Consider the following 13257-nt stretch of genomic DNA (forward strand, 5'->3'; position numbering starts at 1 on the left):
TTGATAGTATATGCGAACAAACGTTCTTTTACAACAGGAAATAACTAGGAGAATCGGTGAATATACTCAGCCAATTAAGCACAACGTGTACGGTAAAAGGAAAAATGAAGTACCACTAAAAGTAAATTCTTTTTTCTACTTCCACGAAATTCGTTCAAAAGGAGGAACATTTTGAGATTTTTCAAACGGTTGATTAGGAGTGATAGGTTCCCTTTTGCTGTCCATTGTAGCTAGCTCTTTTTGAAGTCCATTCATCATCGCTCTAGCCGATAAAATCAAGAAGGTTAAAAAGAGGATAGGTAGGAAGGAAATCCACGGATAAGAAGTATATAAATGTTTCCACCACATTCCTAAAAGTCCGGCCCATTCGCTAGAATTTGAAACGAGTTGAGGTTGTCCGAACACATCGTATACTTTTGTGTAACCACCAAGAAATACGCCTAGTACAGCTAAGTGCGCCATCAACAAGAGAATTTGGATGAAATCCCGCAAAAACATCAGCACAATTTGTGGGACTAAAAATGGTTGAATGTGCTTCGAAACAATCCACCAATTACCTGCTCCAAGCGTTCGTGAACTCTCGATAAATTCCATGCGGGAAATTCGTTTCACTTCATTCGCAATCAGAATAGAATTATTGGGAATAAAAAGAACGGCAAGCACCACACAATACACGACGACTTGCATCTGCCATGATAACGGATCTGGTCCTTGCACGAATTCTAGACTGTCAGGCACATAGTACCTTCTCGCTTCTTGAATCAGCATGACGCTTAGAATCAAATAGGCAAGTAACGTCATCGGAAAATAATTCAATGCATCCGCGATGGATTTTAATGGGCGTTCCACTTTACGTAGAAAAAAATGAATAAAAAGACCAATCCAAATAGATGGGAACACTCGTAAGAATGTAATAAAAAATGCGGCACCAATGGTATACTTTGCACCGACTATCATTACCACAAGTAAGTTGCGGGAAAAATCATCCGTCCCGAGTGGTGGAACTTGCTGAAAATTATAAGGAGCATGAAGCGGTCGGCCATCGTTATCAAATAATAAACCAATGGTAGGAGTGGCATCGTGACGAATAAAAGAATAGCCAATACTAACAAGCAACATGCCAAATAGCGCGACAAAACCTATCACGAAAAACGAATTATGGAATAATTTTTTCGTTACATACATTCATTACCACTCCAGTTTCTGTCCAGTAATTTTTTCAATCATTGGCGTTAGCACTACGTAGAGCAAGAATATCGGTACAAAAAATAGGATGAGTGAAAAAGCAATAATATTCGAAGAAGGATAGCGAATGACATAGCTAATAATTCCATTAATATTAAAAATGCGCTCGAAAATGACCATAGAGGAAAGTAAGTACAACACCATCGTTTTACTATGTATAAATAGACTAGGAATAATATTTCTCATCACATGAGAAAAGAAAATCCGTTTTTTACTAAACCCCTTACTTCTAGCCAGATCAATATAAGGCTTCTCCCATTCATCCCTCACGAGGTGAAGTGAAATTCGATAAAATAAGATTGTCGGGATGACAGCTAATGCTACAATGGGCAACAAATAACTTTCATTTTGAGCGGTGCCTGCAACAGGGAATAAAAGCGTGCCTGTTTTCTGGTAATAGACCACAATAGAAAATTGAATAATCATGATGATAAATAAGTCTGGCAATGATTCAAAAAGTGACACCGTTCTTGTCAGTAAAGAATTCATTTTATGAGAAAGCATCATGGAAATGTATGTAAGCAATACCCCGTTAAAAATGGATAACAGAAGCGAGGATAAAAAAAGGATGATGGAATAGAAATAGACATCCCAAAAATTCAGGAAAATAGAGAATTCCCGTTGCTTCGCTCCATGAATAGTTAGATTATCCCAATTGAACAGCGACTGACAAATGAAGACAACGTTTTCAAAAAAAGAAGGTATGGTAAGTTGAACACCTTTTTCAAACAGAGCCGGATCAGTCTCCGACAGACTATTCGTAAACAATCCGACAAACGCGCTAATCAGTATAATGCCAATTACGACATAGATAAATCGCAAAAACACTTGCAGTATAGACGAGATAATAATCGACCTTCCTTTCTGCTACTTCATCCTTATAAAAGTAAGAATAAAGAGGATTAAACTGAATTACGCATAAAAAGAATTTCCTTTACTCCTATTTTCGCCATTTAAGAACAAAACCCTCTAATTTACCAAATAATACCCAGCTAAAGTAAATCATTGTGGTGATAAACTTCATAAGAAAAAGCACTCTCCGAAGAAAGTGCTTTCTAACGTAGTTATTTTTTAGTGAAAAATGGTCGTCCCAATCGTTCGATTAACGAAGGACTTAAATCATAGGCTTTTGTAAGGATAGGCATATACCTCGGTAAATTCACTTCTCGCACTGGTCGATGGATCGATGCTATTATCGCTTCAGCTACTTCACTTGGTTGCATGAGAAATTTACCCAGCGAAGTGCGATAAGACGCATTTTTATCTGCTAAATCAAGAAACGGTGTGTCAATTGGTCCAGGATTAATGGTCGTTACAGGAATGCCATATGGTTGTAGCTCCATCCGTAAAGCGTTCGCATAGCCAAGTACCGCATGTTTCGTCGCGGCATAGACAGCCGCTTTTGGTGTCGCGATTTTTCCAGCTTGAGATGCAACAAACACGAGATGTCCTCTGCCACGATAAATCATCGTTTGTTGTAATCGTGCCGACAATTTCATCAACGAGGTTACATTCACTTCAAACATTTCTTGAATCTGTTCATCTGTAGTTTCATTCGCCAGTGCAAATGTTCCAACCCCTGCATTTAAAATCGCGACATCGATCGCGGGTAAGGTGGAGAACCACTCGTCCATTTGTTCAGTATGGCGAAGGTCCGCTTGGATGGGATGGATCCCTTTGGATTCCAATTCTGCTAATTTCGCTGCATTCCGGCCAACTGCATACACCTTCCACCCATTTACCGCTAATTTTGTCGCCAGTTCGTAACCAATTCCACTCGTCGCTCCTGTGATAAGAATGTTTTTAGACTTGACCATACAAAAATACTCCGTCATCGCGTTTTGTTTCGTTAATCAGCCCTTCTTCTAATAGGTAATCTAACTGTCCGATGGTCTCCGATAACGTTAATCCAAGCTCTTTTTCGTATACTTTTGGGAATAAACGCTGCGTCACTTCAAAGGTGGAAAGAGCCGTTTCCGCTAGCATGTCGTGAACTTGCATCGCCCGATTGTGTTGTTTCTCTAAGCGCTCCACAATTAACGTATGTGCATCATCAATCGGATCTCCATGACCTGGATACACGCGTTTCACCGGAATCTCAAGTAATTTTCGTAGTGATTCATTATACTGCAACATCGATTTGGGACGGCCATCTGATGGATCTGTAGGCGGTTCGATCAATGGGTTGGACGAAATTTTTGGTAATAAAAGATCTCCCCCGATAAGTTCTCCCGTTGTTTCATTCCAAAAAGATAAATGACTCTGCGCATGCCCAAGTGTTTCCATCACAATCCAACCAGGATGGCCCGGCACTTCGTCCATATCACGCAATTCCATATCAAGAGGACGGTTGCCCATTAACGTAACAGGACGTTTCATCTTCTCTACCCAGTGATAATACTCTGCAGGCACTCCTTCTTCTTTTAAACGATCTAAATAAAACGCATCATGATATTGAAAAAATGCGTCATCACGTCTTAACCATGCATCATTGTAAGCGTGACCAAGAACTCGTGCATTCGGAAATGCATCGAGCCACCCCGCATGGTCTGGATGATGATGCGTTAAAATAATCTGTTCGACCTCTTCAAAGGTGCGATTCGCCTCTGTAAATCCACGGTTTAACGCTTCTAAAGCTTCAGGCGTTTTAGGACCAACATCGATTAAAGAAAGAACATCACCTTGAACTAAATAACTATGTACATCCCCCACTGCAAATGGAGTTGGAATCGTAATTCGCGTAATCATATGTGTGCTCCTTTTCAACAATCTACTTTCAGTGTACCGATTAAGCATTGTGCAAGCAAATGAATATTCCTACTACGAACGCTTTGATATAATGATACCCATTAGTGAAGGAGGATGAACCATGGCAAAGAAATTATTTGAACCATTTACAGTGAAAGACGTGACATTTAAAAATAGAATCGTCATGGCGCCGATGTGCATGTACTCGAGTCATAACAAAGACGGAAAAGTACAAGATTGGCACCGTGTACACTATCCAACACGAGCAGTAGGACAAGTTGGTCTTATTATTTTAGAAGCAACAGCCGTGCAACCAGAAGGACGAATTTCCGAGGAAGACCTTGGGATTTGGTCAGATGAGCATGTAGCAGGATTAAAAGAGCTCGTTGATCTAATGACACCATACGGGGCGAAAACCGGCATACAACTCGCACACGCTGGTCGAAAGTCTACAGTAAAAAAAGAGACTTTTGCACCGAGTGCCATTGCATTCGACGAAAATTACAAAACACCGACGGAAATGACTAAAGAAGATATTGCCAACACCGTTCAAGCGTTCCAGGATGCAGCTCGACGTACAAAAGAAGCGGGATTTGATGTCATTGAAATTCATGCTGCACATGGATACTTAATCAATGAATTCCTTTCTCCTTTAACCAATAAACGAACAGATGAATACGGTGGTTCTGATGAGAATCGTTACCGAATCTTACGTGAAATCATTGACGCAATTAAAAAAGAATGGAATGGTCCTCTATTTGTGCGCATTTCTGCTTACGATTACACGGATGGCGGAATGACAGCAGAGAAATATGTTCCTATGACAAAATGGATGCACGAACAAGGCGTTGATCTTGTAGATGTAAGTTCCGGAGCAGTTGTTCCAGCTGCAATTGATGCATATCCTGGTTACCAAGTGAAGTTTGCAGAAACAATTAAACACGACACCCCAATAGCGACAGGAGCGGTTGGACTAATCACCACTGGGATTCAAGCCGAAGAAATTTTGAAGAATGACCGTGCAGATTTAGTGTTCCTTGCACGTGAATTGCTACGAGATCCTTACTGGGCATATACTGCAGCGAAAGAACTTCGAGTAGATATTGAATCAGTAAAACAATACGAGCGCGGCTGGCTATAAGAAAAAGCACTTCGACAAAACATGTCGAGGTGCTTTTCTTATGAGGAAAATACTATAAAAGCTGTCGAAATTGTCAACGAAGTGGCTTTTGAAAATCTATTCGTCAGATTGAAGGTTCTATTCGTCACTTTTGCCAATCTATTCGTCACTTATCAAAAATATATCTCCATTATCCAATTACTACTAACGAATCTTCCTTCTCTGTCACTCAACGTTTAGTTCGCTTCAATAAATCAACCGATGCTCCGCATTATGGAGCCTGTTGATAATTCTTGGTGGATTGGAGAATTTTCTGCAATTTTTTTGTGTCCGTTTCATTTATTAACGCCACTCCCGAGTCACCAAGTAGCAACGCTTTCTGTTCATCTTTTAGAAAAAAGAGCTGAAAATCATCGAGCGTTTCAGGTGGTTCATTCGTCTCGTTAAATAATGTTAAGACGTAGTGTTCTTGTTGGGGGCGACTCGAATCCGCTTTGTCTTGCCAAGTAACGGCTTGAAAGATCGAGCTCAATTCGAGCAACGTCTCTTCATCTTGGATCATCCACACATCAAGGTCCTTTTCCCCTGCCCAAGCAGTATGAAAGTCGACGCGAACAAGTTGCGTTTTAGGTTCGCCACAACCCGATAAAAGGAAGACAAAACTAAGCAAAACTAGCCATTTTTTCATTATGCGTCATCCTTTCTCTCCATCAGCGCAGAATCGATACGGTGGAACGTTCTATTTTTCCATTCATAAGTCGAAAAATCTTCTGCGATGGTGAGAAATGGAAAAATCGTTTTGCCTTGTTCCAAGAGTGTTCGAACAGCGCTCCCTATAAAGCGAGCACTAATGTGCGTAGCAATCAATTGCTTCGCATTAGCAAGCTGAGCAACTTTTGCAGCATCGTGAATAGTCGAGTGTCCATATTCAGCTGCTAATTTTTCTGTATCCCCGTCGAACGTTGCTTCATGTATTACTAAATCAGCTTCGTCACATAACTGAATAGATGCTTCGCAAAATTTTGTATCCCCTAAAATAGACACGACAAATCCGTCAGCAGGAGCAGTTGTTACATCCCTACTCTTGACGGTGGAACCGTCTTCTAATTCTACATCATGTCCTGCTTTTAATTGACCGAGAAGCGGCCCTCTCGGAACGCCTCGTGTAATTGCTTCTTCAAGAATCAACGTTGGTGGTAAAGGTTTTTGGGTAACTCGATACCCAAAAGAGGGGATTACATGTGCAAGCTCTTTCGCTTCCACACAAAAGGTGTCGTCTTCAAAAATAACACCCTCAGAAATTTCTACCACCGTTAGTGGGTACTGGAGTGCTGTTTTTGACAGACGAATCGTCGTATGAATCCATTCTTTAATTCCTTTAGGACCGTAAATCGTCAACTCAGAATCTCCAGCGAGAAAAGATCGTGAACCAAGTAGTCCTGGCAAACCAAAAATATGATCTCCATGAAGATGAGTAATGAAGATTTTCTCGAGCTTACGAGGTTTCAGGGCTGTATACAACATTTGATGTTGCGTTGCTTCTCCACAATCGAACAGCCAAAATGTTCCTCGTTCTTGCAAGAGTTTCATCACAATTGCAGAAGTATTCCGTTGTTTAGAGGGCATGCCAGCTCCGGTACCTAAAAATTGAATTTCCACGTTAGTCTTCCTTCTTTTTGAGACGAGATGTCCCTTTTTGAATGCTATCTTCACCAAATTTCTTTTGCATCTTTTCTAAAAGTTGCAGAAGCGGTTCTTCTTTTGCATGCTGTTGAAAAGTGAAAATAGATAATTGTTCCGTCCGATCTTGCATATCTTCCACATTACTGATAGTTATGCCAAGTAACCGAACAGCAGAACCATCCCAATGCTTTTCGAAAAGTCGAATAGCTTCCTTTGCAATCATTTCCTGCTGATAATAAAGAACATTTTTCGTGACACTTCGACTCACATTATTCCAATCGGCATATCGAATAGAAATGGACAAAGTCGTTCCAGCAAGTTGTTTCGCTTGCAGTCGACGAGCCACTTTTTCACTTAATCGAACAAGAATATTTCGTAGTTCTTGAATGTCACTTTCATCCACTTCAAGTGTCGTAGAATTACCGACACTTTTTGATTCCGCATGGGCATCAGGATCAACTGGTCTATTGTCCTCGCCATTTGCTTTTTGCTTCAACCGAACACTTTTTTTCCCGAGCGTTTCAATAAGGAGTGTATCTTCCATAGTTGCAAGGTCGCCAATCGTGAAAACACCGACATGATTCAACTTGGTTGCCGTACTTTCTCCAATTCCGTGCATTTTGATAATTTCAAGTGGCCATAAAAGTGTTGGAACATCTCGTTTCCGCAACACGGTGATCCCCATCGGTTTTTTCATATTACTCGCCATTTTCGCCAAAAATTTATTTGGTGCAATTCCAATCGAACTAGGTAAATCTAGTTCTCTGGATAACCGCTGCTGTAAATCATTCGCAACATGAATGGCATCTGATGGGTTTTCTAAATGAGATAAATCAAGGTAGCCTTCGTCAATAGAAGTCGGTTCGACTAGATAAGAATACGTTCGCAACACATCGAACATCGCAACCGAAGCCGTTTTGTAGCGAGCAAAATTTGGCGGAAGAACGATTAATTCAGGACAAAGCATCTTTGCTTCTCGCACATTCATCGTTGTGTACACGCCAAAAGCTCTAGCTTCATACGAGCACGTAACAACTATTCCTCGTCGTTTCGTCGGGTCTCCAGCAACCGCGACAGGTTTTCCTTTTAAGGAAGTATCATAGGATTGTTCAACGGATGCGAAAAAGCTATTCATATCAATATGAAAAATGACTCTGGCTGCCATTAGCTTGACGCTTCTACCGTCGCCATATACTCTTTGATTTCTTTCACTCCGTCAATCGTTGTGACAAAAATGTGTGGATCAACTATCGTAATCATGCGATTTTCTAGATTTGCCACCGACGTAAAGTATTTTGTTTTCGCATAGTTAACAAAGCCAATTTGCTTTAAGTCGTCCGATTGAATATCTAAAATTTCTTTTGCTTCTAATACAAGTAATCCTAGCGAAAAGTCATCTGTTTGAACAACGATAACGCGAAGTTCCTCAGACGATGGAGCTTGTCGGTGATACAAAACTTGCTCAAAATCGATTACTGGAACGAGTTCCCCTCGGATTTTCGTTAGTCCTTTAAAATAATCCGGAACATGTGGAATTGGACTTATATGCGCTAACTTTTCGATCGATACAACATGATCTACTGATACGGCGTACTCTTCATTCCCTGAACGAAACACAACCACTTTTTCTGATGACATATCGTTTCCCCCGTTCTGTCTTTGTGTAAGCTTGTTTCAAACGTGTCTGACAATGAATTAATTCGATGTAGCAGCGGTTTTCACAATTTCTACTAATAATTCCGTTAGTTTTTCCAACTCTTCAACAGGCATCCGTTCACTTGTCGTGTGGATCTCTTCATATCCCACTGAAAGTGTCACTGTTGGAACACCGTGTCCAGAAATAATGTTGGCATCACTACCTCCACCACTAGTTCCAATTGTCACATCACGTCCAATTTTTTCAATTGCTTTTACAGCAGTTTGGACAACTTCATGGTTTTCCTCAAATCGGAACCCTGGATACATTAATTTAGATTCGACCGTCGCTTTACCACCCATTTCATTCGCCACACGTGTAAACGTATCAACCATGTGTTTAGTTTGTTGTTCTAATTTGGCAGGATCAATAGATCGTGCTTCCGCTAAAATGTGCACTTCATCGCACACGATATTTGTCGCTTTTCCACCTTCAAAACGGCCAATATTCGCTGTCGTTTCCTCATCAATTCGACCTAAGGTCATCGCAGAAATCGCTTTAGCCGCGATATTAATCGCAGATACGCCTTTTTCAGGTGCCACACCAGCATGTGCGGTTTTTCCAAAAATAGTAGCATTAATCTTTTGTTGATATGGAGCAGCATTTACAATCCCACCGACTTTTCCGTCAGAGTCCACTGCATAGCCGAAGGATGCTTTTAGTAATGAAACATCCATTTCTCGTGCCCCAGCTAAACCGCTCTCTTCACCAGCGGTAATGACTACTTGAAAATCACCGTGTGGAATTGAAAATTCTTTTAGTACGCGGATCATTTCAAATATTGCTGCAATACCAGCTTTATCATCGGCACCTAAAATTGTCGTGCCATCAGAATAAATGAAGCCATCCTCTTTTAAAACCGGTTTAATCGATTGACCAGGAAACACCGTGTCCATGTGAGATGTAAAATAGATAGGAGTTGCATCTGCTACAGTTCCTTTAAACGTGGCAAATAAGTTACCAGCACCGTGACCGGAACGGTTAGCGGAATCATCTTCTACTACTTCTGCACCAAGTGCTTCTAGTTTTTCTTTCAATACGATGGATATTTCTTTTTCGTTTTTCGTTTCCGAATCGATCTGTACAAGTTCCATAAATTCATCTACAAGTCTTTTATTCAATGAAGTTCCTCCTTACAATGGAATATTTCCATGTTTTTTGGTTGGTCGAGTTTCTTTCTTATTGCGCATCATATCTAACGCTTGAATGAGTTTAATACGCGTCTCACGAGGATCGATTACGTCATCTACCATTCCACGAGCAGCAGCAACGTATGGATTTGCAAATTTTTCGCGATATTCCTCGATTTTTGCCGCTCGCGTAGCTTCCTGATTGTCGCTTTGCGCGATTTCCCGGGAAAAGATGATGTTCGCAGCCCCTTGAGGACCCATTACCGCAATTTCAGCATTTGGCCAAGAGAAGACTAAGTCGGCACCAATTGATTTAGAGTTAAGTGCTACATATGCTCCGCCATATGCTTTTCGTAAAATAACCGTAATTTTCGGAACGGTCGCTTCGGAGTAGGCATATAATATCTTCGCTCCGTGACGAATAATCCCGCCGTGTTCTTGTTTGATACCTGGGAAAAAACCTGTCACATCCTCAAAGGTAATAAGAGGAATATTAAACGAGTCACAGAATCGGATGAATCGAGATGCTTTATCTGATGAATCAATATCCAGTCCGCCAGCCATTACTTTTGGTTGGTTACAAACTAACCCCACAACTTCTCCTTTGATACGCGCAAGACCAATCACAACATTTCTTGCGAACTCAGGTTGAACTTCTAAAAAGGAATTCGTATCGACAACTTGCTCAATCACTTTTCGAACATCATACGGGCGAATCGCGTCGAACGGAATGACTTCCGTTAAATCCGCACGATAATCTTCCATATCAGGAGCATCCGAAACAGGTGCTTTTTCTTCATTATTTTGTGGTAAATAGCTCAACAATTGACGGACTTGTTGTAACACTTCTTGTTCAGAAGCGGCACGGAAGTGAGCATTTCCACTAATCGCATTATGTACTTTTGAGCCACCTAGATCTTCCGAAGAAATTTTTTCGCCCGTTACTGTTTCAATCACCTTAGGTCCGGTGATGAACATTTGACTCGTTTTATCTACCATAAAGACAAAGTCAGTAATTGCTGGTGAATAAACTGCACCACCTGCGCATGGTCCCATAATAACCGAGATTTGTGGTATAACCCCTGAGTAAATCGCATTTCGATAAAAGATATGTCCATACCCATCGAGTGATACAACACCTTCTTGAATTCTAGCGCCGCCAGAATCATTCAATCCGATAAAAGGAGCACCATTTTTCGCTGCTAAATCCATCACATTTGCGATTTTTTGTGCATGCATTTCTCCAAGGGCACCACCAAAAACTGTGAAGTCTTGAGAAAATAGATAAATGTCCCGTCCATTTACTTTTCCGAATCCAGTAACGACACCATCCCCTGGTCCTGCTAAATCTCCCATTCCAAAATCCGTTGTCCGATGCTCGACAAATGGATTTAACTCTACAAATGATCCTTCGTCTACTAATAAATCGATTCGTTCTCTCGCTGTAAGTTTCCCTTTTTCATGTTGTTTCGCGATGCGGTCATCTCCGCCACCTAATTCAATTTGACGCTTTCGATCATACAATTCATTAATTTTTTCATAAATATCCACGAACTAATCCCTCTTTTCCGTCTTATCACATAATTCATATAACACACCGAACGATGATTTTGGATGTAAAAATGCTACTTGTGCTCCGCCAGCTCCAGGAGAAGGTTTTTCACTTAACAGCTTTACACCTTTTGTGCGTAACTCGTCCATGCGATGTTCTATATCATCCACACCAAATGCTATATGGTGAATGCCTTCACCTTTTTTTTGAATAAAAGCATGAATGGCATTATTTTCATTCATCGGCTCTAATAACTCGAGTTTTACATTTCCGGCATCGATAAATGCGACACGTACAGCCTGCGATTCTACTTCTTCTACTTTTAAACAAGTTAAACCAAGCGTTTCTTCATAGTACGCAATGGAAGCTTGTAAATCTTTTACCGCGATTCCAATATGATCTACCTTTTTCAATGAAGTCACTTCCTATTCAGAAAATATCTACTTCTATTGTACCGATTCAGAAAAGAAATCTCTAGCACTTGTGCATTTCACGATTTTTGCTACACTTAGCCTATCGGATATAAAGGAGTGAGCGAAGTGAGAAACGCCACATTTCGTAAAGTTGTCGTTTACATGATGATCGGTATTATGGTTTTATCGAGTGTATTATTCGGTATCAGTTTTATTTTAAGCTAAAAAAATGCGCAGAGATCATCTCTACGCATTTTTTTTCGTTTTAAAACCGATAAATTCTTTTTTAATTTTTAAATAGTCTTCCATTTCTTCGATAAATTGAAACATCGCCGCCATCGATTCAAATTGTTTTCGATCCTTTGGTAATTCCATCGAATGAAAGTCCTGTTTTACTTCTTCTAGTTTTTGAATAAAAACAGAAGCAGTATTGCCAGAATGAACATGTTCTCCAAGTTCTTCTGTAAAATCCGCTATAATTTCCGCGTGACGAGTAAGTTTAGGCAGCGACGTTATTTTAGGAAGAATCCGCTCAATAATCTCATACTGTCGTTCTCTCATGTCAAAATATAAGTAATGTAAATTTTCTTTTCGCGTTAAATGGTTTTGGACGTCTTGGTAGGCGAGTGCCTTTCCTTTTTCGATAATATCTCCAGCAGTGACCAGTTCTTTTCCTGACCAAGCAGAATCACCATCTCGCAAGTAGTTCGCAATCTCGCAAAATATTGTCGCATAGCATGCCTCTAAATCATGGCGATAAGCTGTTAGCTGTCGTTCGATATCTGGCATGTACATATTGACGAGTAACGCAATTCCGAAACCGACGGCCATTAACTGCACTTCATTCCAAAGAAAAGATGGAGTAATTCCTCCTTGGTCAAATACATGCAAAATAATAACGATACTTGAAACAAACCCATCTTGAATGCGTAAAGATACAAGGGTAGGGATATAGACTAAGAGCATAATACCAAAAACAATCGGATGATAATCAAACAGTTCAAAAAAGATAAATGCGAAAAACAATCCGACGCTACTAGCTGCAACACGTGCAAAAACCGCACGGAACGATTTATGTCGAGTTGGTTGAATGCAGAGCACCGTTAAGATAAAAGCGGAGCTGAAATAATCCAGCTCCAAAAACATCGCGATTAGCATGGAAATGCTCGAACCTACTGCCGTTTTAAGCGTTCGATAGCCAATACGAAACTGTCGCATACCGACTATACTTCTTCGCAGTACTCTTCAAATAACGCTTGGATATTCGTAATCACACTCATTGGGTCGTGCCCTTCAATTTCGTGACGAGCAATTTCACCAACTGGTTTACCATCTTTTAATAACACAAAGGATGGTGAAGATGGAAGATGATCTTCTCCAAAAATGTCACGTGCTACTGCTGTTGCTTCTTTGTCTTGTCCAGCAAAGACAGTTAGCAAGCGGTCTGGACGTTTGTCATAATGAACTGCGTGAGCTGCTGCAGGGCGAGCAATTCCACCTGCACAACCGCAAACAGAATTGACCATGACAAGTGCTGTTCCTTCTTTTGCAAATACCTCTTCTACTTCTTCCGGAGTTTGCAGTTGTTGATATCCTGCTTGTTCCATTTCACTTCTTGCTTGACGTACTATATCATTCATCAATAAGTTAAAATCCATATTCATGTGTTA

Annotated in this window: 15 protein-coding genes; 2 read left to right on the top strand and 13 right to left on the bottom strand. The window is 40.6% G+C overall.

Going from position 1 to position 13257, the window contains the following annotated elements:
• Window positions 1-135: 135 nt before the first annotated feature.
• The 4 genes from D3873_RS06270 to D3873_RS06285 form a co-directional block, all read right to left on the bottom strand.
• Entirely contained in the window at window positions 136-1185 is a 1050-nt protein-coding gene (locus D3873_RS06270) for an ABC transporter permease subunit (RefSeq protein WP_119883246.1), read from the bottom strand.
• A 3-nt stretch (window positions 1186-1188) separates the two neighbouring features.
• Entirely contained in the window at window positions 1189-2073 is an 885-nt protein-coding gene (locus tag D3873_RS06275; RefSeq protein WP_238473833.1) for an ABC transporter permease subunit, read from the bottom strand.
• Window positions 2074-2309: 236 nt separating this feature from the next.
• The gene (locus D3873_RS06280; protein ID WP_119883248.1) at window positions 2310-3062 is read right to left on the bottom strand and encodes an SDR family NAD(P)-dependent oxidoreductase; all 753 of its coding nucleotides are present in this window, start codon (window positions 3060-3062) and stop codon (window positions 2310-2312) included.
• Complete coding sequence (locus tag D3873_RS06285; RefSeq protein WP_119883249.1) at window positions 3049-3993, bottom strand: MBL fold metallo-hydrolase; 945 nt, start codon at window positions 3991-3993, stop codon at window positions 3049-3051. Before D3873_RS06285 ends, D3873_RS06280 begins: the two co-directional genes overlap by 14 nt.
• A 121-nt stretch (window positions 3994-4114) precedes the next feature.
• Between D3873_RS06285 and namA the strand changes: the two genes are divergently transcribed.
• On the top strand, window positions 4115-5134 hold the full coding sequence (namA, locus tag D3873_RS06290) for an NADPH dehydrogenase NamA (RefSeq protein ID WP_119883250.1): 1020 nt from the start codon (window positions 4115-4117) through the stop codon (window positions 5132-5134).
• A gap of 250 nt (window positions 5135-5384) precedes the next feature.
• Here namA and D3873_RS06295 read toward each other — a convergent pair whose 3' ends face one another.
• The 7 genes from D3873_RS06295 to mce are packed head-to-tail and all read right to left on the bottom strand — an operon-like array spanning window position 5385 to window position 11587.
• Window positions 5385-5801: a hypothetical protein gene (locus D3873_RS06295; RefSeq protein WP_119883251.1), complete on the bottom strand. Its 417-nt coding sequence runs from the start codon at window positions 5799-5801 to the stop codon at window positions 5385-5387.
• Window positions 5801-6772: a ribonuclease Z gene (rnz, locus tag D3873_RS06300; protein ID WP_119883252.1), complete on the bottom strand. Its 972-nt coding sequence runs from the start codon at window positions 6770-6772 to the stop codon at window positions 5801-5803. The genes D3873_RS06295 and rnz overlap by 1 nt, the downstream gene beginning before the upstream one ends.
• 1 nt (window position 6773) lies before the next feature.
• Window positions 6774-7961, bottom strand: a complete 1188-nt coding sequence (locus tag D3873_RS06305) for a DNA polymerase IV (RefSeq protein WP_119883253.1) — start codon at window positions 7959-7961, stop codon at window positions 6774-6776.
• The gene (locus D3873_RS06310; protein WP_119883254.1) at window positions 7961-8434 is read right to left on the bottom strand and encodes a chemotaxis protein CheW; all 474 of its coding nucleotides are present in this window, start codon (window positions 8432-8434) and stop codon (window positions 7961-7963) included. Before D3873_RS06310 ends, D3873_RS06305 begins: the two co-directional genes overlap by 1 nt.
• A gap of 57 nt (window positions 8435-8491) precedes the next feature.
• On the bottom strand, window positions 8492-9613 hold the full coding sequence (locus D3873_RS06315; protein ID WP_119883255.1) for a M20/M25/M40 family metallo-hydrolase: 1122 nt from the start codon (window positions 9611-9613) through the stop codon (window positions 8492-8494).
• A gap of 12 nt (window positions 9614-9625) precedes the next feature.
• The gene (locus D3873_RS06320) at window positions 9626-11173 is read right to left on the bottom strand and encodes an acyl-CoA carboxylase subunit beta (protein WP_119883256.1); all 1548 of its coding nucleotides are present in this window, start codon (window positions 11171-11173) and stop codon (window positions 9626-9628) included.
• 3 nt (window positions 11174-11176) lie between these two features.
• Window positions 11177-11587: a methylmalonyl-CoA epimerase gene (gene mce / locus D3873_RS06325; protein WP_119883257.1), complete on the bottom strand. Its 411-nt coding sequence runs from the start codon at window positions 11585-11587 to the stop codon at window positions 11177-11179.
• Between the two features lie 126 nt (window positions 11588-11713).
• Between mce and prli42 the strand changes: the two genes are divergently transcribed.
• Entirely contained in the window at window positions 11714-11812 is a 99-nt protein-coding gene (gene prli42, locus D3873_RS13345; protein ID WP_162920151.1) for a stressosome-associated protein Prli42, read from the top strand.
• 21 nt (window positions 11813-11833) lie between these two features.
• Here the strand turns inward: prli42 and D3873_RS06330 are convergent, their stop codons facing one another.
• A complete protein-coding gene (locus D3873_RS06330) occupies window positions 11834-12805 on the bottom strand; it encodes an aromatic acid exporter family protein (protein ID WP_119883258.1) in 972 nt (323 codons plus the stop codon).
• Between the two features lie 5 nt (window positions 12806-12810).
• Entirely contained in the window at window positions 12811-13251 is a 441-nt protein-coding gene (locus D3873_RS06335) for a BrxA/BrxB family bacilliredoxin (RefSeq protein ID WP_119883259.1), read from the bottom strand.
• Window positions 13252-13257 lie beyond the last annotated feature (6 nt).

The sequence above is a fragment of the Paenisporosarcina cavernae genome (assembly GCF_003595195.1).
Taxonomy (GTDB): Bacteria; Bacillota; Bacilli; order Bacillales_A; family Planococcaceae; genus Paenisporosarcina; species Paenisporosarcina cavernae.

Coding starts and splice junctions, on each gene's coding strand:
- D3873_RS06305 (WP_119883253.1), bottom strand. CDS start 7,961: ATGGCAGCCAGAGTCATTTTTCATATTGATATGAATAGCTTTTTCGCA.
- namA (WP_119883250.1), top strand. CDS start 4,115: ATGGCAAAGAAATTATTTGAACCATTTACAGTGAAAGACGTGACATTT.
- D3873_RS06280 (WP_119883248.1), bottom strand. CDS start 3,062: ATGGTCAAGTCTAAAAACATTCTTATCACAGGAGCGACGAGTGGAATT.
- D3873_RS06285 (WP_119883249.1), bottom strand. CDS start 3,993: ATGATTACGCGAATTACGATTCCAACTCCATTTGCAGTGGGGGATGTA.
- D3873_RS06330 (WP_119883258.1), bottom strand. CDS start 12,805: ATGCGACAGTTTCGTATTGGCTATCGAACGCTTAAAACGGCAGTAGGT.
- D3873_RS06270 (WP_119883246.1), bottom strand. CDS start 1,185: ATGTATGTAACGAAAAAATTATTCCATAATTCGTTTTTCGTGATAGGT.
- D3873_RS06335 (WP_119883259.1), bottom strand. CDS start 13,251: ATGAATATGGATTTTAACTTATTGATGAATGATATAGTACGTCAAGCA.
- D3873_RS06295 (WP_119883251.1), bottom strand. CDS start 5,801: ATGAAAAAATGGCTAGTTTTGCTTAGTTTTGTCTTCCTTTTATCGGGT.
- D3873_RS06310 (WP_119883254.1), bottom strand. CDS start 8,434: ATGTCATCAGAAAAAGTGGTTGTGTTTCGTTCAGGGAATGAAGAGTAC.